Below are 23,575 nucleotides of genomic sequence, written 5' to 3' on the forward strand. Positions count from 1 at the left end.
GCTATGTTTACTCAAGAATATACAGCTACAAGTGAGCAGATTAGCGATGATGATACGCTCAATCTGGAAGAATTGACGGAGATTATGCATGAAATTGAGGAACAACCTCATTGGCGTCACATCGCAGATAAAGAGATGGATTATGCAGATGGCAATCAATTAGATACAGATTTGCTTAACCGTATGCAACAGATCGGTATTCCACCCGCAGTAGAGGACAGAATTAGTCCAGCTTTATTGTCGATTATGGGTTATGAGCTACAGACTCGTACTGATTGGCGTGTAAAAGCCAATGGTGAAACTGGCGGTGATGATGTTGCCGATGCCTTGAACTACAAGTTAAATCAAGCTGAACGCTTATCTAAAGCAGATAAAGCGTGTAGTGATGCTTTTCGTCCTCAAATTTCATGTGGTTTAGGATGGGTTGAGGTAAAGCGTGAGCAAGACCCATTCAAATATCCTTATCGTTGTGTTGTAGTTCATCGTAATGAAATTCATTGGGATATGAAGTCTACAGAACCAGACTTATCTGATGCACGCTGGTTACGCCGTACACGCTGGGTTCATCCTAAACGATTGATGAGTGCTTTCCCAGAACACAAGGAGCTCATCCAAACAGTTGGTCGTTATGGTGGTTCATGGTGGCAGCAACCTGATGTGCTCGATGGTGGAGCAAGTACAGGTTTACATAATGCTTGGCTTGATGCACGTTCATGGACGATAAGTGAAAACTACTGGTATAACCCGACATCTAAAGAGATAAACGTTACTGAGGTTTGGTACCGTCGTTGGGTGCATGTACCAGTTTTAAAGTTCAGTGATGGTCGTATCGTTGAGTATGATGCCAATAATATGGCTCATGACTTAGCAATTTATCAAGGTGTTGCACGTGTAGAGCAGGCTACCATATCAAAGTTGCGTCGTTCATATTGGCTTGGACCACACCTTTTACATGATAGTCCTTCGCCATATTCACACCATTATTTCCCTTATGTACCTTTTTTTGGGTTCCGTGAAGATAATACTGGCATACCGTATGGCTTTGTTCGCGGCATGAAGTACAGTCAGGATAGTATCAATTCAGGTATTTCTAAACTGCGTTGGGGCATGAGTGTTACACGTGTTGAACGTACCAAAGGTGCAGTGGCGATGACAGACGAACAATTACGTCGTCAAGTTGCACGTCCTGATGCTGATATTGTATTGGATGCAGCACACATGGCTAGACCTGGTGCAAGATTTGATGTTAAACGTGACTATGAATTATCACAGCAACATTTCCAACTGATCAGTGATAATCGTGCTGCTATTGAGCAAGTAAGTAATATTACTTCTGGGTTCCAAGGTAAAAAAGGTAATGCTACTTCTGGAAAACAAGAACAGTTACAGATCGAGCAGTCAAACCAGACCTTAATGAAGATGATGGATAATTTCCGTGAGGGACGTACCCTCATGGGAGAAATGCTACTATCAATGATCGTTGAGGATATGGGCACTCAGCAACAGACCATCATTATTGAAGGTGATGCGGTACGTGAGGATCGTACAGTTGTTATCAATAAACCCGAGGTTGATGAACATGGTTATCCTTATGTTAGTAATGATGTTCAACGTACACGCTTGAAAGTTGTACTTGATGATGTTCCAAGTACCAGCACTTTCCGAGAACAACAACTTAATGCCTTGTCTGAGATTGTTAAATCCTTACCTCAAGAGGTTCAAGTTGCAGTATTGCCTTATGTGATGGCCTTGACTGACATTCCATTCAAGAAAGATATTATTGAATCTATTCGTCAAGCTACACAGGCACCGACACCAGAACAAGTGGAACAACAAATTAAAGAGGCTGTTGATAAAGCACTTGCCGATGCTGGTATTGATCTAAAACGTCGAGAGCTTGAACTTAAAGAGCGTAAAGCAGTAAGTGAAATTAATGAAATAGACGCACGTTCAGTACAAATTGGTGTGCAAGCAGCTTATTCTGCTATGCAAGCTGGAGCACAGGTTGCACAAATGCCAATGATTGCACCAATTGCGGATGAGGTGATGAAAGGTGCAGGTTATCAGCGTCCTAATCCTTTAGGTGATGATCCAAATTTCCCGATAGCTGATCAGACAGCAGCGAGTAATATTCGCAGCCCATATATTCAAGGGCAAGGTGCTCAGGTTGGGTCTGAGCAATTACCAGTACAGCAGAATACAAGTCCAATGAACCCACCAGTACCACAGCAAGGTTCAACAGGAATGCAGGGGATTGAGACTCAACGAATCAGTGATAATATGCCCCCTGTAAGGCAAGAGTAATTTTCATTGTTCACAGATACTAAGGCAGTCAAATTGACTGTCTTTTTTATTGTGGGTATAAAATGTTAAAGAAATTATTACCTTTCGCTATGTGTGCATACATCGGCACTAAATCCGTATTAGCAACAACTATGACACGTGGTGAATATAACCATTATCGTAATTGGGATATACCTGAAAACGAAGACCCTTCAGAACAAGGCTACTTAGTTGAATATGTTGATGGTGGAAAACCAAATGATGAACGACATAAAGGCTATATCTCTTGGTCGCCAGCATGTGTATTCAAAGATGCTTATCGACCAAACGGAAGTTTAAATTTTGGTGATGCACTTAGTGCTTTGAAACTAGGTAAAAAAGTTGCTCGTTCATGTTGGAATGATTTGCAATATGTGGTTGCTCAAGGTGAATCCAAGCAAATTGAATCAAACTATATCTGGAATCCACACAACAAAGCTCATGCTGAAAAACTTGGTGGGTACATTGATGTTGCACCATATTGCACATTAAAGACAGTACAAGACACTTTGGCTATGGGTTGGACACCATCTACAGGTGATCTATTCGCAAATGATTGGTTGATTTTGGAGTAAACCATAATGTTAAATACTGAAAAACAAATAACTTTACAACTTGATCCAACCACTGACACTACTGGTAATGCTGAGCAGGTTGCACGAATGATTGGCGTTAGTGCGTGGCATATTTCAGGTAATTACTTGGTTGTCGAGAATCCATTACTTGATTATCGAGTGACAAATAATGAAACTTATAGTCATAAAACAGATCGTATTCCGAATGGTGCAGTCGTGATTTTGGTTCAGGAAGAACCCAAGACAGTAGAACAGCAAATTGAGCAAGAAATTCAATCTAAAAACTTAAATGCACCACGTTTAACGCCTACGGATATTAATTCGGTTATTGCAGATGAATATTACTTCACGGCAAAAGATGGTGTAGTTGGCGGGATGGATGCTTATAACGCCATGGGATTTCATGAGTCATTGAAGACCCTAACGTTCTGTGTATTGATTCTAAAAAATGGCTTCAAAGTCGTTGGCCAATCAGATTGTGCAAGCCCTGAAAACTTTGATGCCGAAATAGGTAAAAAAGTTGCGCGCGAAGATGCACGCAACAAAATTTGGATGCTCGAAGGCTATTTACTGAAAGAAAAATTATATCAGCAAAACATTTAACCCTATCGAATTCGAGACCTTTAAACCAGCATCAATATGCTGGTTTTTTTATTTCTTGATTTTCCATTCAACGGCATGATTTCCATTGTCGCAATCATGGCTCACACATTCACCTTTGTGATTCACCTGAATTACACCACAACCTTCACATATTACTGATGCGAGATATTCGGGCTTACATTCACCTATAAATCCGTTTTTCATTCCATATTGCTTTGCACATTGAGCACAATATTCTGCCATTAATCCTACCCCCTGTAAGGCTAACGACATCATATATAAATCCTAGACACTTGTCTCATGTTGAGCAATCAACAGCTAAACGCTAGATAACTCTAGCCATTCGCCTTTGCGGTCACAGCGATAAGTGATAGGACAGACATGGATATTACAGAGCAACAAAATGAGTTGATTGAAGCTAACGGTGGTAAAGCATCACCTGAACTTGCAGCGCAGCTTTTAGAGCAAGCGTTAAATGGCGATACCGCAAATGCGGAAAATGGTAGCCAGCCAGCAACTACCCAAGTTACAGAAGAAAATACCCCAAAAGTTGAAGGTCAAGACGGTACGCATGAGGAGCATAGCTCCGCAAGAGCTAATACACAGCAAGCACAACAGCAACAACAGGTCGATGAAAGCCAGTTAAATGCTGAAAATGCTGTGATCTTAGCTAAAGACGGAAAACACACCATTCCCTATGACAAGTTAGTGGAAGCACGTAACGGTGAAAAGGAATGGAAGCAAAAGTTTGATGAAGCTCAACAACAGTTGGCACAACTTCAAGCTGATGCACAGGAACGTAAAGATAACGGACAAGCTCCAACTACACAGGATAACCAAGCAAATATCGCACAACAAGCGATTGATCATGGTGTAGACCCTGCAATCTTTGGGGATTTTAGCGAGAAAGATTTGGCTGCTGGTATTCAGAAACTTGTTAATTCACAGGTTTCAACTTTGGTGCAACAGCAATTACAAACTGCTTTAGCTCCAATTCAGCAACAACAGCAGGTCAGTGTAGAGCAAGCCCATTTTAACGAAATCTTTACAGCACACCCAGATGCAGAATCTATTGTTGAATCAAAAGAATTTAATGATTGGAAGAATGCACAACCAAGTTTTCTGAAAGATGCGTATGAAACAGTTTTGGATAAAGGTTCAGCTGCTCAGGTGGTAGAACTTCTAGGATTGTATAAGTCGAATACCCAATCAGGTCAACAAGCTGCTCAACCTGCCAATGATGCAGTAAAGGCAGTAGCGCAAAAAGCTGTGAGTCAGGCTCAAACACCACCACCGAACAGTCTGAGTGATTTGCCTGCTGGTAGTCCTGCTGGTGTTTCTCGTGATGAGCGTTTGGCAGCAATGTCGCCAGCGCAACTTGCAGAGGAAATGCAAGGATGGACACCCGACCAAGTGGAGCAATTTCTCAATAGACGTGTTTAAACATACGTGATGAGAGTATTTGAAACATGACTACTAAAACTAACGCAAGTTATGGCGATAAGACCAATTTAGTTACCCAAGCGGTAGGTCTGTTCGCTACACACATGAATCGTAACAGCACCTTAAACCTATTGGCTGGGAAAATGCCTAAGGGCGAAGCAGGTGCGGAAGCGACTCTCCGTAAACAAACCACATCCCATATGCCTATTGTTCGTGTTCAGGACTTAGGAAAAGGGCGTGGTGATGAAGTTACATTCCACTTACTAAATCCAGTCGGTGCATATCCAATTATGGGTAGTGCTTATGCTGAAGGTCGTGGTGTGGGGATGTCTTTGAATGAAGATCGCCTACGTGTGAACCAAGCTCGTTTCCCTGTTGATTTGGGTAACGTGATGTCACAGATTCGTAGCCCAGCTGATTTACGCAAACTTGGTCGTCCAGTCGCTCAGAACTTGATGGATCGCTATTGTGATCAGTCATTACTGGTGCATATGGCTGGTGCACGTGGTTCTCATAACAACATTGAATGGGTTATTCCTAAAGATAATCATAAAAACTTCAATGAAATCATGGTAAACCGTGTTAAAGCACCAACTAAAAACCGTCACTATGTTGTTGATGGTTCTGGTGTGCAGAGCGTTAAAAGCAATGCAGGTGAGTTTGATATTGCAACAACTGATCTATTTACAATGGATTCAGTTGATTCAATGAAAACTGTTCTGGATCAAATTGCTTTACCACCACCTATTTGTAAGTTTGAAGGTGATGTTGCTGCGGAAGATTCACCATTACGTGTATGGCTTGTATCGCCAGCACAGTACAACAAATTTGCTGCTCAACCAGGTTTCCGTTCTTTCCAATCATCTGCATTTGCACGAGCAAGTCAGGCAAAACAACATCCGCTTTTCTTAGGTGATGTAGGTTTATGGAACGGATTTATTATCCGAAAAATGCCACGTCCAATTCGTTTCTATGCAGGTGACACAATTAAATATTGTGCTTCGCATGACAGTGAAGCTGAATCAGATTTAATCGTGCCATCAAGCTTTGGTAGCACTTTCGCTGTTGACCGTTCAATTATTTTGGGTGGACAAGCAATTGCGGAAGCAATGGCTGCAAGTGATAAGTCTGGCGTACCTTTCTTCTGGTCTGAAAAAGACCTTGATCATGGCGATAAATGGGAATTATTGATCGGTGCCATTCGTGGTACATCAAAAATCCGTTTCGCTGTTGATACTGGTGAGCGTACAGAATTTACCGACTATGGTGTAACTGTTGTCGATACCGCTGTGCCAATCATTGGTGCTAATCAGTAATTGTTTTGGGTATGTCCAGTTATGGGCATACCTCATCTTATTCTAATCCTTGGAGATTTTTAAAATGGCGACAATTAAGAAGAAGCCTAGTGGTTATGGTCAGTTTGGTGGATTCTCACCATATGGCAATGTTACAGCGTTAGCATTTTTTCTTGCCACGAATGCTTCAGGTGCCGTAATTGATTCAGACACAACTGTTGCAGTAGCAAGTGGTGATGTTATCGATTTAGGTGAACTACCAGAAGGTATGCGCCTTGATGATGCTCAAATCCTGATTAAAACAGGTATGACAGCCACCGTTACAGGTTCACTTGGCTTTAAATATGTTGATGGTGATAGTACAGAAGTACCACAAGATGCAGCATATTTTATCAATGCTGGTGATCTTGCAACTGCAGGTCGATTACGTGCTAATACAGGTAAATTGGTAACCTTGCCTAAGGCTGCACGATTGATTTTAACCACTGGTGGTGCAGCGAATGCCAAGGCAAGCGACATCAAGGTTATTGTCAGCGGTGAATTGACAGGTCCTCGTTAATGTTTTGATGGTGTAGGTTTTAGACAGACCTACACCATTCTTTTTATTTTTTAACTTATTACGGTGATAAGATGAAAACGATTGCAATAGCGATGATGTGTCATGCGATTAATGCTGCATATTGCCAATCAATGGGTGATGATAGTCAACCTACTTGGGATGACACACCAGAATCACATAAACAAAGTTTGATTGCTGGCGTTGAAATGCATTTGGCAAATCCTGATGCCACACCTGAACAGTCTCACGAGTCTTGGTATAAGGTCAAAGAAGCTGAGGGCTGGAAGTATGGTGAAGTAAAAGATATGGAGAAAAAAGAACATCCATGTTTTTTACCTTATGAAGAATTACCAGATGAACAAAAGGCAAAGGATTATTTATTCCGTACAACGGTGCATTTGGTTAAGCACTTGCCTGATCCTGAAGATTACTTGGCATTGAGTGCGGAAGTTGTGAATCTACGCCAAAAGGTTGAGCATCAAAAGAATGTCGCAATTAATACAGCGACAATAACCCCAACCAATGTTGTTCAAAAATCTGCTGGTGTATCAATTCAGTATATTGGAAATAAATCTATATATACCGACCACTTATACGAATCAGCTTTAACCTTTGAACAAGGTCAAGTGCGATCAATTCCAAGTGATTTGGCAACCAAGTTTTTAAAACATCCTGAGTTTACTCGTTATGAGGGTGAGCCTGAATCCATTTCTGGTGAATCTATTGAGCAAGGCTTAGATGATGATACGTCAAGTATTCTCAATCGCTCTAAAGAAAAACAGCAAGAAGAAATTGATAAAGAAAATAAAGTTCTTGATGAAATTGAAACGATTGGAAAAATGACAAAGGCTGGCTTAGTTCAATATGCTTTAGAAAAGTATGAGCAGAAACTTAGCCCACAAAAAAATCTTGATGAATTAAAAGAATCAGTTACTCAAATGATTCATCAATATGGGGTTGTGTAATGCAGCTAAATGACCTGATCAGCCGTTTTCGTACACTGGCCAACGATAAAGTAGAACCATATTTTATTGATGATGCCAGTGTCATTGATTGGCTTAATGATGCCGTAAGTGAAGCGTGTATCCGTGGTCGTTTATTGCATGAATCCCAAAACAATGATGTTTGTAAGATTAATATATTGATTGGTTCATCTCGTTATCAGTTACATGAATCGTTATACGAATTGACTCGAGTGTGGTTCCAGCCAAGCGATGGAACAAAAGGGCAATACTTGACTTTAATGTCAGCTGAATTACTCGATCATTACTATGATGGTGAGAATTGGCGAGTGAAACAGGGTAAACCTGAACACATTATTCAGGATGACACAGGTATTCGTCTTGTTCCAATTCCTGATGTAGGCGGTGAATTACAATTGGAAGGCTATCGTGTGCCATTGTCACCAATGGAAAGTGATACTGATATTCCAGAAATTAACCAAATTCACCATGTTCAATTGATTCAGTGGGTTCTACACCAAGCGTTTAAGGTACCAGATGCAGAATTCTTTGATCCAAATCGGTCAGCATTAGCAGAACAGGAATTTACAGACTATTTCGGTATTCGTCCTGATAGTGATTTGCGACGCATTACTCGTGAGGATATACCGCATAACGTTATTCCATTCATGCCATGACTTGCTTGTGACATAAGCACCCCTGTAAGGCTAAAGCTTTTCAGGGGTTTTTTACATAATGATCTTACTTATTTTATTTAATCATGCACAAATATGGGCAAACGTATTATTGATTTAAAGACCGAAGATACGCTTTACATTGGCGATGCCAAAGTTCAATTGATCAAAAAATCTGGGAAATTGGCTCGAATTTGTGTTGAAGCAGATAATCACATTGAAATCAAACATAAGCGCATGAGTGCTTCCGATTTAATTACGGAGACTCAAACGCATGGCAAACACACTTTATGATACGGCCCGCAAAGGTTATTTAGAGGGTCAATTCAACTGGCTTTCAGATACAATTAAATGCATTCTTGTTTCATCAGGCTATGCAGTGCAAACAGGTACGCACCAGTATCTTTCTGATATTTCAACATCGGCAATTGTTGCACCAGCAGTAGCCCTTAGCGGTAAATCTACGAACGGTGGCGCGGCAGATGCCAATGATGTGACATTCTTGGCAGTTTCCGGTAGCACCATTACGTCAATTATCTTATATGTGGATACCGGAACGGCTGCCACAAGTCCTCTGCTGGCCTACATTGATACAGCCACAGGCCTGCCAATTACGCCGAATGGCGGCGACATTATTGTCACATGGGATAATGGCGCGAACAAAATCTATAAAGTCTAAATCCAATCTCATGCCTCAGCGGTATGAGTAACAAGACCACTTATGTCAATCATGCAGAAGGATTAAAAATGACAGAAAAGCCACCAGCGCAGTCGATTGGTGTAACCAGTATTGATCCAGAGCCGATGGGTGAAATTGGCGGCGCATCTTTCATTCATGATTGGCGCAGATTTTCTATGGTTCCGAAATTTCAGACTTATGCGTATGAGCAGTGCAAACAGCCTTATGATCAAGTCGAACAATGGATTGAGCCTTTTATTATTAAAGCCATTCAGGCTAACGGTGAACAAGCATTGTATGAAAGCTATGTTCAATGGCATGACGAACAAGGCTATTGGAAGAATGAAGATCCGTATGGAAATATCATAGATTCTAAACCGCCTGTAGAGGTGGAGCATGTCTGAAGAAAAAGGTATCCGTCTTGAGTTTGCACAGTTTGGTCATTTTGATTCTTTTGAAGTGTTCCGTTCACTTACAAGTATGATTGGACTAGCGGATCATGAGCTACCAGCACCGATAGCCACTGGTTTAAAAACCATGCGTTTTATTGATCAGATTAATCTAAAAAGTGTGTTGGATCGTGATCTTTATTATAGAGTGCGCGTGATACGCGGTAATCAGTCACTATTGAGTGATGAATTACAGACCTATATTTCCACATTCAGTGCACCGCAAAATCTCATTGTGGCTTTTTCAAATAATGCGTTGGAAATTGAATGGGATTTTGAAAGTGTAACTGAGCTTCATTACTATTGTTCTGAATTCCCGATTGATATAAATAACTTGCCTTTACCTAAGGCAGTAATCGCGGGTAATGTGCGGACTTATGTGGATACAGATATTGATATTGGAAAGACATATTATATTTGCATTGGATCTGTGAAAAATGGCGTTGAGAAAATTAGCGATGAAATAACCGTGTCCACAGGCGATGCTTATTTTAATGATGTTGATTTACTGATTGTTGCCGATACTGAAGCGAATTCATATATTGATCACTCAAATAATGCTCGCACGATCACAAAACGTGGGTCGATGTGGTTAGAAATGCATGATGGGAAAAAATGCATTCGATTTGATGGTTATGCAAGCCAGCCTGCGAATAACTCAGTTAATGGCTGTCTTATTTCTGCAATTAGTGCGCTAAGCACTGGCGATTACACAATTGAAATTGTCGCAGCATATCCAGCAGCACAGACTGGTGGTGCTCGATTGTGGGAAATTGGCACTGAAAATGCAAATAGGACAGCTATATTACCAACCGTCACTGGCTACAATGGTGAGTTGCTTTTAAATAACTCGACAAAAGCATCGTATAGCAATATCTATTTCGACGGAATATTGAGAAATCACACATTAATGAGGAAGAATGGCGTAACTGCTTATTATGTCGATGGCGTTAATATCACTCAGACTACTGATACTATCAACATAACAGTAGATCGCATCACAATCGGCGCTGCGCTGGTTTTTAATGGCCCATTGTTGGGATGGGTGCATGCTTTACGCATCACAAATGCAGCTAGATACAGTGAAACTGGTTTTACACCTGACTCAGAGTTTCAAAAGTTCTAAGCACCCGAAAGGTGCTTTTTTATTGCCAAAATCTATGGGGGTGAAGGGCTTAGGGTTCGTACACTTGTTGAATTAAACTGAAAACAACATTGAAAGCTGTGATCGACAATGACAGATGACGTTGAAAAACCTTTCAGGCTCATAACTGAATATACCATTGAGCAAAATTCCAGCCTTGAAAAATCATTTCGATTAACGCTGACAGTCGGTGATATTTCAGATTTAGATCCTGTTGCGCCGCAGTATGTGCTGGGGCTGGGTTTTAACAGTTTATCTTTTGCATCACCTAAGCTGGCCTTTACCCAATTTATTAAACCAGCTGGACTGTCTTTTCAGTCTTTCGGCGTACATAAAGCCTATAATCTGCGTCAAATAATAAAGCCATCCGGATTGAATGCATCGGTTTTTGGATCTGCAAAAATCTATAATGGCAATCAATATCTTTCGGTATTCGGTTTTTCTACGCAAGTATTCGGCAGCGCGACATTAAAAAATAAAAATCAGAAGCTGATTGCGGCGGGTTTCAGTAATCAAGCATTCGGCACAGCAAAGCTGCATAACAGCCGGCAGTATCTCGCTGGATCAGGTTTCAGCAATCAAGCGTTCGGCAACGCTGGCATTATCAGTAAAAATCAGCAGACTAAGGTCAGCGGTTTTAATTCATCTTTGTTTGGTTTAGCCAAGCTGTACAATCTTAAACAGCTGATTAATGTTTCAGGATTCAGCGCTTCAGAATTTGGCAATGCATCCGCTGTAAACAAAAACCAGCTGGCAACTGTCAGTGGTTTTAATGCATTGCAGTTCGGCACCACACGCATATACAACAGCAAGCAAATTATTGCAGCGCCAAGCTTAAGCCCGCTGGCGTTCGGTAATCCAGCCCTGCTCGGCGGCGTTCGATGGATATTTGCCACAGGCACAGACAGTGCGCAGTTTGGAAAGCCAAGTGTCATCAGTTTAAGGCGCTATCTTGAAGCTGGAGGCAAGGACAGCAGCGCATTCGGTTCTGCTCAGCTGGATTTTAAAAACCGGCCAGTGCAGACAAAAGGGGCTGCGTTTAATGATTCAGGCACTCCTCGCATTGAGCATGGCATCCGGACAGTATCAGTTTTAGGTTTCAGCTTATCGATCGTTTCTTCAGGCGGATGGGTTACGTTTAAAACACGGAACATTGCACCGGATGGTATTGAAGCGCCTGCTGTTGGGCAACCTTGGGTTGGTGGCGAGCAATACATTGGCCCGCAAGGCTTTGATGCAGCGCGTTTCGGTACACGGATCATTCCTGAAATTCAAACTATTTCAGCATTAGGATTTACAGGCGCATTCGGCAACGCTGGAATTTCACTGAAAAAGCGCTATCTCGGCGCGAAAGGCTTTCTGACTGCTGGCAATGAAGATGCGCAGCGCTGGGGTTATGCTAAGGCTTGGAATTTACGCCAGTATATTGTTCAAACCTTTATACATGACAGCGGCCTTGTACCGCCTGAAATTGTCGGCTGGACAGCGATTGCCAACCGCAACAGGACAATGCAGGCCAGCGGCTTTGTGCATAGCAAGTTTGGTCATGCATTCATTGAGAATACAGGCCGTGATCTGCAAGTGAAGGGCTTTGATGCAATTGCTGGATTAGGGCAGCCGCGGATTACACACCGTGTCCGCAAGATTAAACTGGACGGCATTGAAGCGCCGTATATGTCAAGCTGGCATATTGCATACAATACGGCAGCTGTTCTTAAACCCAAAGGCTTTAATGCGCAGGCATTCGGTAATGTAGGCATAGAAAATACCCGGCGCAATTTCCAGCGCATCGGCAACATTGAAAGCCAAGCATTCGGCACAGCGTTTATTGCTTACCGTATCCGCACAGTAAGCATTGAAGCGCGTTATTCCATTGCGCCGCCACCGATCAGAATGCCTTCTGTACATTTGCATACACGCTATATTGATCCAGTCGGCGGTATAGATGCATTTGTCAGTGGATTTGGTGAAGTATTTGAACGATGGACGAAGATTGCGCCGAAATGGGCCTTGCGTGATTTCTTTGGCACACCGCAACTTCATAATGTTACGCCTGAATTGCGGATCTTTGGTCATGACAGCGCAGAATTTGGCAGCGCATCTATACGGACGCAATGGCGCGATGTAAATGCGCAAGGCGATACACTTACTTTATTCAGCAAGCCGGTGATTGCGTTTCGTGACAGGTCATTTGATTTTGCTGGCTGGCATTCGATGCAGTTCGGTAGAGCGCGCCTAGCCAAAACGGCACAGCCGCCGTTTACAGATCAGCGTATTTGGCTGGATTCTATATCCATTGATGGACAAGATTATTCAGGTCACGGTATTAAACCGCCTCAAAATCAAGTTCCAGCACCAGGCATTAACCAGAATGTGCTGTATCCATCGGGTATTTTCCGCAGCGTTTTCGGATCTCCTTCTGTGCGCTCAAACGTCATTCAGATTCAATCCGGCATTCAGGTGCTGGATTTTGGCAGTCCAGCAGTCGGCAACCGCAACCGGACTATTGGTGTTAAAGGCTTTGAACATAAGATCGAAATGGGCCGTCCGCGCATGTCGCCAAATATCATCTATGCCGTTACTGAAGCACCAGCACAAGCACAGCAGAATAATCCTGCCAGTGGCATACTGCACTTTGTCAACAGTGATGGCGGCAATCGGGCTGCGGGTGAAGTTTTTGGTAATGCGACCGTTACGAATCGACACCGCAAATTGCAAAATGTTTCTGCTTGGGCGAATTTAGGTTTAGGTCATCCAAGCGTATTTAACCGAAAAAGCTATATTGGAGTGAAGGGATTTACCTCATATCGCGCGGGATGGCACGTTGTAGGGCCTTTTGAGCAGATACTAGAACAATTTGACTCTGCAGACTTCTTTGAAACGGGACACGTGTCTATACAGCACCGTGCTGAAATTGGCGTAGATCGCATTTATGTTGGCGCAATGAATATGCAGGCGTTTGGCGGTCAGCGGATTGAGCTATTCAATCGCTCAATCGGTATGCAAGGTTATGATGCTTTACAAATGGGGACGCGCTTGTTTGGTGATGGTCCATTCATGTGGCAAGGTTTACGCATTGGAGGCCTTGTCAGCGGTAATTATGGTGGCTTTAATGCTGAAAAATTCGGACAAGCATGGATCTCGCTGAAGGTTCGTGAAATTAATCCTGCCAGCTTTGATACGTTTAGAGCAGATTATGATCATACCCGATTTGATCAGCGCATGAAGGTGAAGCGCATACCGTTGCCGCCGCCACCAGAACAGGTAATCGGCGCTCTAGGGTTTGCTTCTAGCACACTTAACACGCCTAATATCGGCAATAAGGTTCACTATATTCGCCCTTATGGGAATGGTGATAACTACCGAAAAGGAGCGCCAGATGCCGATTAGAAAATTACCTTCATTTGCTGGAATAGATAATGCGCGTGAAGATGAGGCGTTAGAACGCGGCGGCGACAGTCCAAGCCTGCATGTTCGAGAGGCTTTGAACATTGATATTTCTGAAACAGGCCGTGCATCTTTACGCGCAGGTGTTGCACAGCAAACGCAATTGCCTTTTAAATGGCTATGGCAATCTAGTTTACACGGTGATTGTTTTGCTTCACTGCATGGTGATTGGGTCAAGGTAAATCCTGAAGACTGGTCGTATGAGGTGCTCTATGCCGGCGTAGCGGCTGGGCGTACAAAACACATTGTTTTAAACAGCCATGTGTTGATGTGTAGTGATGCAGGCTTGTTTATATATGACGGCAAGAATGCCCTGAAGTTTACGCTGGATACGCCAGCTGCGCCGTATGTGACGCAAGATGGTGATGGCAGCCTGCATGAAGGCCAGTATAATTTTGCAGTGTCATGGCTGCGTAGCGGCGCTGAATCTGGACTGTCAGAAATCAGCAGCCTTCAGTGCGCAGGGCAGAATGTAGCGCAGGTTACTTTTCCGTTGTGTTCTGATCCATCCGTCACGCATATCCGCCTTTACATGACTGAGGCAGGCGGATCTGTGCTGTATCGAGTTGAAGATTACCCAATATCAGCAGCGCAAGCGCATATTGCGATGCTGCCGGCGCTTGGCGCTGCGACTGTCACTCAATACATAGATCCGATGCCTGCGGGCAAATACTTGAATTTATGGCGGGGCCGGATTATTACAGTGCGCGCCAATGTCATTTACTTTTCACAAGCGATGGCTTTTCACTTATGCGATATGCGCTACAGCTTTATTCAAATGCCACAGCGCATTACTTTCTTGGAGCCGGTTGAAGGCGGTATTTGGGTTGGTCAGGTGGATCATACGGTATTCCTCAGAGGCGCGGATTTACAGCAGATGATAGTTGAGTCGAAAGCTTCAGCACGGCCTATTCCAGACAGTAGTTTTTTAGCGGACAGTGCATTGCTGGCGCATTTGGATACCAGTAGTAGTGCCGCCGTTTGGTTAAGCGAGAAAGGTTTTACTGCCGGTACAGCTGATGGACAGCTGATCGAGCTGCAAAAAACTGTGATGAAGAATATCAGTGGTATCAGCGCCTCCGCTGTAGGGTTGGATGGGCGTGTCACTGCTGTTGTAAATTGAAGGCATATTCATTTACAGCAGCGCAGAGCAATGAACAAACAGCGTATTAAAAATGACTTGCAGAAAGATCTGCACAACGAAGTTTACGACCAGACAGAGGAGGGTATTTATTTTCCTCGTCACGGCATTATTGCAACAGGTGAGTATTTTGACCGTGTGAATGACGGTGAATGGACGCGCACTAAAAACTTAATTACCAAAGAAGGTTTGCTTGATGTATTGAATACATATTTCATTGCAAGCAAAGCTAAACCTGCCGGTTTTTATTTGGCGCTTTTTAATGGTTCAGCTGCACCAGCAAGCAACTGGAAAGCAAACAACTTCGCAACAGTGGCAAATGAAATTACATCACTAACTGAAGGTTATACCAGCGCAACACGTCCAGCATTTACGCCTATTCAGGCCAACGAAGATACATATATTGAAAACTTGGCATCGACAGCGCGCGTGGTATTTGCAACAGCGTCACAAGTCAATGTGACAGGCACAGCACTGCTGACGCATTCAGCCCGTGGCGGCACATCAGGTGTGCTGATTTCAGCAGCGAAATATGCGGCAGCGCGCACCTTTCAAAATGATGACACATTCGATATTGGCTACCGTTTTGCACTAGCGTAAAGCGATGCATAGCGCTAAACCGTATGGTTTAAGTGTTGAGGGCGGCCTACTCAGTGAGCGCGACAGCGCGTTTATTGATGTTTCAGTCCGCCGCTTCTCAGACTTCAAGCAAGCAGGCAACGTCGAAAGCCTACGCAGAACCGCCTACCTACCGGATGGCGGTTATTTTGTTATTTCAGATATGGCTGGAATACTCAAAGTGCTGGCATATAAGCGCAGCGATGAGCGTTTCAGCTACACCGGATTTGCCAAGTCTTATGTGCCTATGCTGTATAGCGGATGTATTACCGATGCAAAGCCACAGGCAGATCAAGGCACGGGTTTGATGCTGTCAGAACAGACCCGCGCGCGCCTTAGCGGATATGGAAAGCGGGAAAAGCCTGCAAAAAAATTGAAGCTGCACCGCTTTAATGTTTCAGTCAATGAAAGCATAGTGAATGAGTTTGCACCAAAGAATATGAATGCGGTGTATATGACTACACAGTATGTGCAGCAGCGGCCTACGTGGTACAGCGGCGCTATGGCGGAAGTGATGCAAATTGTCGGCGGATACGGTATTCAGGATTTTGAGAGCCTGCCGAACAATGAGTTTGAACGCGCTGAACTAGCACTGCCTGAAGACTTGCGTGAAGCTATTGAAGAAAGCATTAAAAACAATTTGTTGCCTGCATATTCTGGAATACCGCCAGTCAGCGGACAGTTTCAATATGACTACAAATTCAGCAATACAGATGCGGTGAGCTTTGATAGTGGTGGCGCACCTTGGCTACTTAAAGTCAATGCTTCAGGCGTTTGGGCGATGCCGATGCCATGCATACCCGCAACGGCAACACCGGAATTTTATGAATGGATTAGTGAGCAGGGCGACAGTGAGATTCTAGCCATTCTTGATCGTTTCGGTGCTATGCCTAGCGGTGAGGGATTTCCTGAAAACCATAATGATTTTTTCGCATGGCATCGTGCTGGCGCAATTATCAAAGTCTGCGACACGGCAGACTTTTACAGCTTCAATGCTTATACCGAAGTCTGTGGCTGGTCGTTTAATCTGAATGGAACTGAAGGCATAAATACCTGCTGGGGGGTAAATCCTGATACTGGCATTAGTATCGGTTACACCTATTTGCTGAATGCTAGTTTTATGCCTGCTGAAAACAGAGGCATGCTTGGCAAGGTAACAATGTCGCAGCAGGATGCTCAAAGCGCTGGCCCATATTTGAGCGCTCTTATTCCTCTTTTACCTGCAGGAACTGTTAAAGCTGCAAGTATTCTTTATAAACTTCGCCGTGCTGACAGCAGCATGATTTTAAGCCGTTTAGGCCAGACGGTGAATGAGGATGAAGTCAATTACTGGTACAACTTGACCATGGAGCCGATTGCAAAACACAGTGGCAACATCCGGCGCTATGCAGAGGGTTATCTGTACCATAACGCAGCGCCGAAAAATCAGCCACAGATTAAATTCCCTGATACTTGGTTTGGTGCATGCATTTCTTTTGATTTCGGTGCTTATCAGCCCGTTCCAGCCAGCCAGCGACCAAACTGCGACACCATTATGTATGGATACTACATTGGCGACAGTATTAAAACGATCAGCTATTTTGTGGATTGGCGTAGCTATCAGAAGGAAGTTGTAAATAATTTTGAGCCAGTGATGACGGTTGGGTCATGGGAGCAGACGGAAATATCAGGGCAGTCATCACCGCATGGCCATTTTTATATTTCTGATTTGGATCTGCGCGAAATCTATGATCCAGTAACCATTACAACCAAGATCACAGGCCGTGATAAAGGTTTTGATTCACAGCCATTTTTCGCATTCGATCATTTCTTTTCAATGTCGGGCAGTGTGTGGCGTAACCGTTATTACACTCATGAAACTATCGTGACACGCTCAAATGATCAAAGCTTAGGCGTCGCCGTATGTATCCCGTATTTTATGCGCAATGCAGCCTTAACTGCTTCACAAAAGCTGCAGACAAGCCAATCTGTATCTGAGAGTTTGGCGCTGCACAGCATCACCGATCCTACCAGCTACCGCATGTGGACTTATGACTTTATTTTTGCGTGGAATAATCCGCTGGAAAAAATGACAGGTGTGCCGTATCCAAAAGACGGCAACCCGGTTTGGGTGGAAATTCTCAAATATGCGCCGTCAGATGCCAATGCATTTGCAGATCAGGGCCCTTGGTTGCCTAACCTACCTTATGACATTCGCTGGCTAGTACATCCAAGTGTGCATGAGTGGAAGCAAAGTGGCGGTGGCGGCCCGCCTAAAGTGCATACCTACAGTAAAAGTTCCAGTCCGCCAGCAAAAAGCAGTAATGCGATTTATGCCAGTATTCAGGATGAACCGCTACTTGCCGCTAAAGACACACGTGTTACAGAGTATTTTCTGCCATCCCCGGATGAAACTGGAAACTATGTGGTTAAGGATGGTTGTAAGGCTGTGTTTGGCAGCTGCGAATATGCCAACATTAGTGAAAGTAATGAACGCATGCGCAGGATTTATTGGGGTTATACCAGCCTTGCTGATCATTCTGGCGCACATCACTTTATTGGGGTAATCAATGAGTAATTATCAAGATATTACCAGCGAACTGGCAATTGCAAGTGATAAGACTTGGAGCAATACAGCATTTTTTACGGAAGAATTTGCACGTTTAGCTGATACGCAATTTGTCCGCATTTCAGCAAAAATTGAAGAACGGGCTCTTGCATCTGACTTTGATCTAGGTCAAATCGTTTACATAATTTATGAACAGGCGGCTTTATCTGATCATGCATTTGGTGCAGCGCACAGCTACGGGTATGTGCTGGAACAGGCTACGCTGACAGATAAACCGTTTAGTGGCATCAGCGCAATGGCTGTTACAGAAACCGCCTATGCCTCGGATCTGCAATTTTATATACAGTCACACCGCATACTGGAATCCGCTACCACGACTGATACTGCATTTGGACAGCGCGCAGTAGCGACTCAAGTCAGTGAAAACGCAGTCTTGACAGATACGGCTTACAAGTCACTCATAGATTCCGTGCAAGAGCAGGCGCTTGCGCAGGATCTGCTGTCCGGCAGTCGGCATTCCTACTTCTTGACGCTAGAAAGCGCAACCACAGCGGATATAGATCAGAGCATTCAGCTGAGCGAGTTACGCATAAGTGAAAGGGCAGTCATGTCTGACATGCCGTTTGGATTAAAATATGCACATTTTATGGTGCTGGAATCGGCATTTATTACCGACAGTTATGTGCAAACGCAGAGCCATGCACAAGCATGGACGGCAAATACTGACAATTGGGCCATGTCACGCTATGCGCCTTATAATTTTGAAGGTGCGACGGTAATCAATGGACAGCTGCACTTATGGAATGAGCAGGGCGTGTATGTTGCTGGGCTGGAAGGTGAGCAGATCAGCGCAGAATTGAAAACAGGCAAGATTGATTTTGGTGATTCTTTAGTGCATCCGCAGGCAGCTTATCTTGAATACTCCAGCAACGGCAATTTGCCTATCGCGGTTGATGTAAGCACAACACAAACCGGTGCAGAACAGACTTTCAAATATTTCATGCCGCAAGAAACATCTCAGCAATTAACCAATGGCAGAGCAGTGTTCGGGCGTGGCCTAAGAGGCCGTCATTTTACATTTGCACTTTCAATACAAGGCAGCGCAGCACATATCAACGCATTGTCTTTTGATTACACCAATACAAAAAGGAGAATCTAATGGCGGGTTCTGTGCAGGATTTAGCGCCGGACGGCATTATGGGCGCGGCAATTACAACAGTTATTGAACAGATGGATAAAATTGATACGTTCGCTGAGAAGTATCAAACACAGCTCAATGGCGCATTGCAGGATATTAAAAATGTTGCTGTAGCGCCGATTGATCCGTATGTCCGTATCGGTATTCCTGAAACACCGGTTCCTGTACTGGACTTTGGCCATCAGCCGGTTTTAACAGCCTCACCGCTGGCATATCCGGATTTACCGTCCTTCACCAATATTGAGCATTTGCTTGCTGATTTGGAGTTAGATGATCTCAATATACCGGTTGCGCCTGAAATGCCAGCGATTCAGATGCCGTCTGCACCAGGTATTACAATATTGCATCAGCCAGCCAAGCCGGATATTTCGACAGATATTGAACTGCCTAAACTGCCGGAATTGCAAATGCCGGAATTAGATCAGCTGGTACAGCTGCAAATACCGGAGTTCCATTTTCCGGAATTGGCAGACTTTGACGGCAAGCCACCTTCATTGGATTCAATTGCTGTGCCTAATGTGTTTATGGAATGGCGTGAGCCATCCTATGAATCAGCACTGCTGACTGATATTGAACAAAAGGTGAAAGCATGGATGGCAGGTGGCACGGGATTGCCTGCGCCGATTGAGGATGCGCTGTTTAGCCGTGCAAGAAGCCGTTTAAGCCGTGACACTGAGCGCGCAGTTCAAGAATCTATCAATGACTGGTCAAGCAGAAACTATTCTATGCCACCGGGCATGCTTGCCAAGCAGGCCGCTTCAATCCGTGAGCAGGGCCATTTACAGGCGGGTGAGCTGAATCGGGATATTTTAATCGAAGCCAGTAAAATGGAAATTGATAATATTCGATTCATGGTTGAGAGGGGCATTGCGCTTGAGCAGATCATGGTCAATGTGTTTAACAACACAGTGAATCATTTATTTGAAACAGCCAAGTTTAATGCTGAAAGCAAGATCAGTGTTTTTAATGCGCAAGTGGCGCTGTTTAATGCGCAGAACAGCGCATTTGAATCGCTGACTTTGGTATATAAAACAAAACTGGAAGGCGCAATTGCTAAACTGTCTGCCTACAAAACAGCTGTAGATGCTCAAGTGGCGCTGGGCCAAGTCAATGAACAGCATGTGCAGGTGTATAAAGCGCGCATAGACGCAGTGCTGTCTAATGTTGAATTGTACAAAGCATCCATGCAGGGCGCGTCAGTACGTGCGGACGTTATCAAGAATCAATTTGATGCATACCGCAGTGAAGTGCAGGCATTCGGTGAGCAGATCAATGCTGAAAAAATTAAGGTCGATGCGTATGAAGCGCAGACCCGCGCTGAATCTGCGCGTGTCAGCATGTTTGAAGCGCAGACCCGCGCTTATGCATCAACGGTTCAGGCAGTTCAATCGAAAGCCAGCTTAAAGAGTGACGAGATTAAGCTGAAAATGGAAGCGGCCCGCACATGGATCGCCAAATACAGTGCAGATATGGATGGCTACAAAGCAGACTTACAGACCCGTTTAAGTGAAGCGCAGCTTCAAACATCCAATTTCAGCGCGCAAGTCGATGCTTGGAAGTCCAGCGCGGGTGTTGAAATTTCGCATGCTGAAATGCAGTCACGCTTTGCAGATGGCAATACACGGACCAACATTGCGATTGCAGAAATGCAGATCAAAGAATATGAGGCAAAGATTCAGAAATCACTGCAAGAAGCCCAGCTGGCGCTTGAACAAGCGAAAGCGCTTGGTCAGTATTCAGCACAGCTTGCGGCAGGAGCAATGTCTGCAGCGCATGTATCCGCATCAATCAGTGGCAGCGGATCTGCAAGCACATCGAAATCCACAAGTAACAGTGAAAGCCATAACTACAGCTACTAACACGCTGTAGGGGTAGGCCCTAAGCTTATTTGATGCATAAGATTTAACAATTCAAATAAGTTTTAGGGCTTTTTTATGAGCTTTGGCATTAAGAAAGGCAGTCCAGCCAAGGGCGGTAAAATCAAAGGCGCTGGCACTGGCACATCGGATGATGTAAAAAAAACCGTACCATCTGGCAGCTATATTATGCCAGCAGATTCAACTGAAGCGATTGGTGAAAAAAATCTGCAAAATATAGGTGATCCCACGCCAGTTAATCTCAGTAACGGTGAATTCCAACTCTCGCCTGACCAAGTTCATTCGGTTGGTGTGCAAACACTTGATGCCATGAAAGATCAGACACATATGCCTGTTAATCAACCTCAATTGGGTTTTAAGCCTGGTCAAAATAAACCTGAGTTATTTTTTGCAAATGGTGGACTGGTACCAAGTGCCTACCCAAGTGCAGATGATATTCGTCGTGCACAACAAAATAGAGTTGGTGGGCCACAAATGCGTGATGTATCTGGTATCACTCGTGATGTGAATAGATCTTTACCAAGCACAACAGTAAATACACCATCAACAACCAGCTCACCATCAGCAAGTCCAAGTAATACAGCACCAACACAAGGTGGGGGTTTTGGCGGAGGTATAAGAAATTTTGTCAACAACAGCAAGCTTGTAAAAGGTGTAGGTTATTTAGGTGCAGCATCATCTTTGTTCGCAAACGCTGCCACACCAAGTGAAGATTATCGTGAACGTTTTGGTTTAGGTGATCAGTCACCTGAAGATTTAGGTACAGCAAAAGGATTTGCTAAAGATTTTGGTGTTCGTGCATTGGGTTATGCTTCGGACTTAGGGAATGCTTTAACATTTGGACAGGCTGGACGCTTGTATGCAGACAAACAACGTATTGCAAGTGAAGCAAAGGCAGCTCAACCTGAATTTAATGCCAAACAAAATAATCCAAATACTGTTGTAGACAATCCATTTGGTAATAATAAAACACCATCTACTACACAAACACAGCCTGAAGCCCAGACTCAATCAAACTCTGTACAAAATTCTGATCCTTATGCTATTCAGCAAAAAGGAAACAGCTTTAGCTATGCTAATCCTAGTGCAGCAGCTCAAGCACGAGCAGATGGTATTAGAGAAGGCGAAGGACTAGGATTCAAAGTAAGACCAGTGAATGACCCTCGTGGGGTAGCAAATTTATTTGCCAATACTCAAGAAATGGGACCGACTGAACAACAGATTCAAAATGCAATCGCTCAACGTGAAATGAATTTAGGCTTGGGTATGCGAGGTTATGGTAATAATCCTGTACAAGCACCTCAACGTAATGATTCACAGGAAGCTGAACGTCAAGCTGTAATTCGTGCAGCAAGCACACCAATAGCAGGGGCAAGAGGATTAACTGCTAATCAAGTCCGTACTTTATCTGATTTACAGCAAGGTGAGGATAATCGTGCCAATCAACGTTATACCACCGATGCGAACAACGTTGCTGCTTTACAGCGTGAAGCCATGGGGCAAGCTGGACAGAACTATCGTACAGAGCTAGGTGAGCAAGGTACCAATAACCGATTTAATGCAAATTTAGGCTTTGATGCACAAAAATTCCAAGCAACCAATGATTTAGCGAATCGAGAATTTAATCTTAATGCCACTGAAAAAGGTTTTGGCATTCGTAACTCAGCACGATTAGAGAAATTGTATGAACAATATGATTCTGCGAAATCGGATGAAGATCGTAAATCAATTCAGGAAAAAATTAATCGTTACACTGGTGGAAAAGCTGATACAGGTAAAGATCGTTATATGACTGTTGGCGGTGGTCAAGTTTATGACAAAGAAAGTGGTTTGATTAACCAGCCACAACAATTGTTTGATACTCAGACTCAGCAGTTCGTAAATACACAAATTAATAATCAAACTAGTAATGGTCCAAAAGTAGGACAGGTTCAGGGTGGTTATAAATTCAAAGGGGGTGATCCGAATAATCCATCTTCTTGGGAAGCTATTTAAAAAGTTTATCCCCCTCTAAGGTTCGACTAAAAAGTATTTAACCTAG

20 protein-coding genes are annotated in these 23,575 nt (G+C 43.7%); 19 read left to right on the plus strand and 1 reads right to left on the minus strand.

The window, feature by feature from the left end; translation table 11 throughout:
- Nucleotides 1–3: 3 nt before the first annotated feature.
- The 3 genes from EXE29_RS07930 (at nucleotide 4) to EXE29_RS17870 (ending at nucleotide 3,500) form a co-directional block, all read left to right on the plus strand.
- Nucleotides 4–2,304, plus strand: a complete 2,301-nt coding sequence (locus tag EXE29_RS07930; RefSeq protein WP_120364419.1) for a portal protein — start codon at nucleotides 4–6, stop codon at nucleotides 2,302–2,304.
- Between the two features lie 131 nt (nucleotides 2,305–2,435).
- Nucleotides 2,436–2,897 (plus strand): DUF2829 domain-containing protein, encoded by a 462-nt coding sequence (locus EXE29_RS07935; protein WP_228198750.1) that lies wholly within the window; start codon nucleotides 2,436–2,438, stop codon nucleotides 2,895–2,897.
- A 6-nt stretch (nucleotides 2,898–2,903) separates the two neighbouring features.
- Nucleotides 2,904–3,500 carry a Gp49 family protein gene (locus tag EXE29_RS17870; RefSeq protein WP_322898951.1) on the plus strand — a complete coding sequence of 199 codons (597 nt, stop codon included), beginning with the start codon at nucleotides 2,904–2,906 and terminating at the stop codon, nucleotides 3,498–3,500.
- Between the two features lie 48 nt (nucleotides 3,501–3,548).
- Here the strand turns inward: EXE29_RS17870 and EXE29_RS07945 are convergent, their stop codons facing one another.
- The gene (locus EXE29_RS07945) at nucleotides 3,549–3,776 is read right to left on the minus strand and encodes a hypothetical protein (protein ID WP_228198745.1); all 228 of its coding nucleotides are present in this window, start codon (nucleotides 3,774–3,776) and stop codon (nucleotides 3,549–3,551) included.
- A gap of 105 nt (nucleotides 3,777–3,881) precedes the next feature.
- Here EXE29_RS07945 and EXE29_RS07950 point away from each other — a divergent pair, with 105 nt between their 5' ends.
- The 16 genes from EXE29_RS07950 (at nucleotide 3,882) to EXE29_RS08025 (ending at nucleotide 23,529) form a co-directional block, all read left to right on the plus strand.
- Nucleotides 3,882–4,943 (plus strand): hypothetical protein, encoded by a 1,062-nt coding sequence (locus EXE29_RS07950; RefSeq protein WP_120364421.1) that lies wholly within the window; start codon nucleotides 3,882–3,884, stop codon nucleotides 4,941–4,943.
- A 26-nt stretch (nucleotides 4,944–4,969) separates the two neighbouring features.
- Nucleotides 4,970–6,259 carry a phage capsid family protein gene (locus tag EXE29_RS07955; protein ID WP_120364422.1) on the plus strand — a complete coding sequence of 430 codons (1,290 nt, stop codon included), beginning with the start codon at nucleotides 4,970–4,972 and terminating at the stop codon, nucleotides 6,257–6,259.
- Between the two features lie 64 nt (nucleotides 6,260–6,323).
- Nucleotides 6,324–6,797, plus strand: a complete 474-nt coding sequence (locus EXE29_RS07960; RefSeq protein ID WP_010112813.1) for a hypothetical protein — start codon at nucleotides 6,324–6,326, stop codon at nucleotides 6,795–6,797.
- 71 nt (nucleotides 6,798–6,868) lie between these two features.
- Nucleotides 6,869–7,762 (plus strand): RyR domain-containing protein, encoded by an 894-nt coding sequence (locus tag EXE29_RS07965; RefSeq protein WP_120364423.1) that lies wholly within the window; start codon nucleotides 6,869–6,871, stop codon nucleotides 7,760–7,762.
- Entirely contained in the window at nucleotides 7,762–8,436 is a 675-nt protein-coding gene (locus tag EXE29_RS07970) for a phage adaptor protein (RefSeq protein ID WP_120364424.1), read from the plus strand. Before EXE29_RS07965 ends, EXE29_RS07970 begins: the two co-directional genes overlap by 1 nt.
- Before the next feature lie 93 nt (nucleotides 8,437–8,529).
- Entirely contained in the window at nucleotides 8,530–8,727 is a 198-nt protein-coding gene (locus tag EXE29_RS07975) for a hypothetical protein (protein ID WP_120364425.1), read from the plus strand.
- Nucleotides 8,708–9,112, plus strand: a complete 405-nt coding sequence (locus EXE29_RS07980; RefSeq protein ID WP_120364426.1) for a hypothetical protein — start codon at nucleotides 8,708–8,710, stop codon at nucleotides 9,110–9,112. Before EXE29_RS07975 ends, EXE29_RS07980 begins: the two co-directional genes overlap by 20 nt.
- A gap of 23 nt (nucleotides 9,113–9,135) precedes the next feature.
- Nucleotides 9,136–9,516: a hypothetical protein gene (locus EXE29_RS07985; protein WP_130125649.1), complete on the plus strand. Its 381-nt coding sequence runs from the start codon at nucleotides 9,136–9,138 to the stop codon at nucleotides 9,514–9,516.
- Entirely contained in the window at nucleotides 9,509–10,687 is a 1,179-nt protein-coding gene (locus tag EXE29_RS07990; RefSeq protein ID WP_120364428.1) for a fibronectin type III domain-containing protein, read from the plus strand. Before EXE29_RS07985 ends, EXE29_RS07990 begins: the two co-directional genes overlap by 8 nt.
- 246 nt (nucleotides 10,688–10,933) lie before the next feature.
- Nucleotides 10,934–14,095, plus strand: coding sequence for a hypothetical protein (locus tag EXE29_RS07995; RefSeq protein WP_130125650.1), 3,162 nt, complete (start codon nucleotides 10,934–10,936; stop codon nucleotides 14,093–14,095).
- Entirely contained in the window at nucleotides 14,085–15,275 is a 1,191-nt protein-coding gene (locus EXE29_RS08000) for a hypothetical protein (protein WP_120364430.1), read from the plus strand. Before EXE29_RS07995 ends, EXE29_RS08000 begins: the two co-directional genes overlap by 11 nt.
- 30 nt (nucleotides 15,276–15,305) lie before the next feature.
- On the plus strand, nucleotides 15,306–15,893 hold the full coding sequence (locus EXE29_RS08005) for a hypothetical protein (RefSeq protein WP_120364431.1): 588 nt from the start codon (nucleotides 15,306–15,308) through the stop codon (nucleotides 15,891–15,893).
- A 4-nt stretch (nucleotides 15,894–15,897) separates the two neighbouring features.
- Entirely contained in the window at nucleotides 15,898–18,468 is a 2,571-nt protein-coding gene (locus tag EXE29_RS08010) for a hypothetical protein (protein WP_120364432.1), read from the plus strand.
- Entirely contained in the window at nucleotides 18,461–19,618 is a 1,158-nt protein-coding gene (locus EXE29_RS08015) for a hypothetical protein (protein ID WP_120364433.1), read from the plus strand. The genes EXE29_RS08010 and EXE29_RS08015 overlap by 8 nt, the downstream gene beginning before the upstream one ends.
- The gene (locus EXE29_RS08020) at nucleotides 19,618–21,516 is read left to right on the plus strand and encodes a hypothetical protein (protein WP_120364434.1); all 1,899 of its coding nucleotides are present in this window, start codon (nucleotides 19,618–19,620) and stop codon (nucleotides 21,514–21,516) included. Before EXE29_RS08015 ends, EXE29_RS08020 begins: the two co-directional genes overlap by 1 nt.
- 75 nt (nucleotides 21,517–21,591) lie before the next feature.
- A complete protein-coding gene (locus EXE29_RS08025) occupies nucleotides 21,592–23,529 on the plus strand; it encodes a hypothetical protein (protein ID WP_228198747.1) in 1,938 nt (645 codons plus the stop codon).
- Nucleotides 23,530–23,575 lie beyond the last annotated feature (46 nt).

The sequence above is a fragment of the Acinetobacter sp. WCHAc060006 genome (assembly GCF_004209135.1).
Taxonomy (GTDB): Bacteria; Pseudomonadota; Gammaproteobacteria; order Pseudomonadales; family Moraxellaceae; genus Acinetobacter; species Acinetobacter cumulans.

Bases quoted from the DNA above. Each gene is read 5' to 3' on its own strand.
- EXE29_RS08000 (WP_120364430.1), top strand. From the start codon at position 14,085: ATGCCGATTAGAAAATTACCTTCATTTGCTGGAATAGATAATGCGCGT.
- EXE29_RS08005 (WP_120364431.1), top strand. From the start codon at position 15,306: ATGAACAAACAGCGTATTAAAAATGACTTGCAGAAAGATCTGCACAAC.
- EXE29_RS17870 (WP_322898951.1), top strand. From the start codon at position 2,904: ATGTTAAATACTGAAAAACAAATAACTTTACAACTTGATCCAACCACT.
- EXE29_RS07990 (WP_120364428.1), top strand. From the start codon at position 9,509: ATGTCTGAAGAAAAAGGTATCCGTCTTGAGTTTGCACAGTTTGGTCAT.
- EXE29_RS07965 (WP_120364423.1), top strand. From the start codon at position 6,869: ATGAAAACGATTGCAATAGCGATGATGTGTCATGCGATTAATGCTGCA.
- EXE29_RS07970 (WP_120364424.1), top strand. From the start codon at position 7,762: ATGCAGCTAAATGACCTGATCAGCCGTTTTCGTACACTGGCCAACGAT.
- EXE29_RS07980 (WP_120364426.1), top strand. From the start codon at position 8,708: ATGGCAAACACACTTTATGATACGGCCCGCAAAGGTTATTTAGAGGGT.
- EXE29_RS07945 (WP_228198745.1), bottom strand. From the start codon at position 3,776: ATGATGTCGTTAGCCTTACAGGGGGTAGGATTAATGGCAGAATATTGT.
- EXE29_RS07960 (WP_010112813.1), top strand. From the start codon at position 6,324: ATGGCGACAATTAAGAAGAAGCCTAGTGGTTATGGTCAGTTTGGTGGA.
- EXE29_RS08015 (WP_120364433.1), top strand. From the start codon at position 18,461: ATGAGTAATTATCAAGATATTACCAGCGAACTGGCAATTGCAAGTGAT.
- EXE29_RS07955 (WP_120364422.1), top strand. From the start codon at position 4,970: ATGACTACTAAAACTAACGCAAGTTATGGCGATAAGACCAATTTAGTT.
- EXE29_RS07930 (WP_120364419.1), top strand. From the start codon at position 4: ATGTTTACTCAAGAATATACAGCTACAAGTGAGCAGATTAGCGATGAT.
- EXE29_RS07985 (WP_130125649.1), top strand. From the start codon at position 9,136: ATGAGTAACAAGACCACTTATGTCAATCATGCAGAAGGATTAAAAATG.
- EXE29_RS07950 (WP_120364421.1), top strand. From the start codon at position 3,882: ATGGATATTACAGAGCAACAAAATGAGTTGATTGAAGCTAACGGTGGT.
- EXE29_RS08020 (WP_120364434.1), top strand. From the start codon at position 19,618: ATGGCGGGTTCTGTGCAGGATTTAGCGCCGGACGGCATTATGGGCGCG.
- EXE29_RS07975 (WP_120364425.1), top strand. From the start codon at position 8,530: ATGGGCAAACGTATTATTGATTTAAAGACCGAAGATACGCTTTACATT.
- EXE29_RS07935 (WP_228198750.1), top strand. From the start codon at position 2,436: ATGACACGTGGTGAATATAACCATTATCGTAATTGGGATATACCTGAA.
- EXE29_RS08010 (WP_120364432.1), top strand. From the start codon at position 15,898: ATGCATAGCGCTAAACCGTATGGTTTAAGTGTTGAGGGCGGCCTACTC.
- EXE29_RS08025 (WP_228198747.1), top strand. From the start codon at position 21,592: ATGAGCTTTGGCATTAAGAAAGGCAGTCCAGCCAAGGGCGGTAAAATC.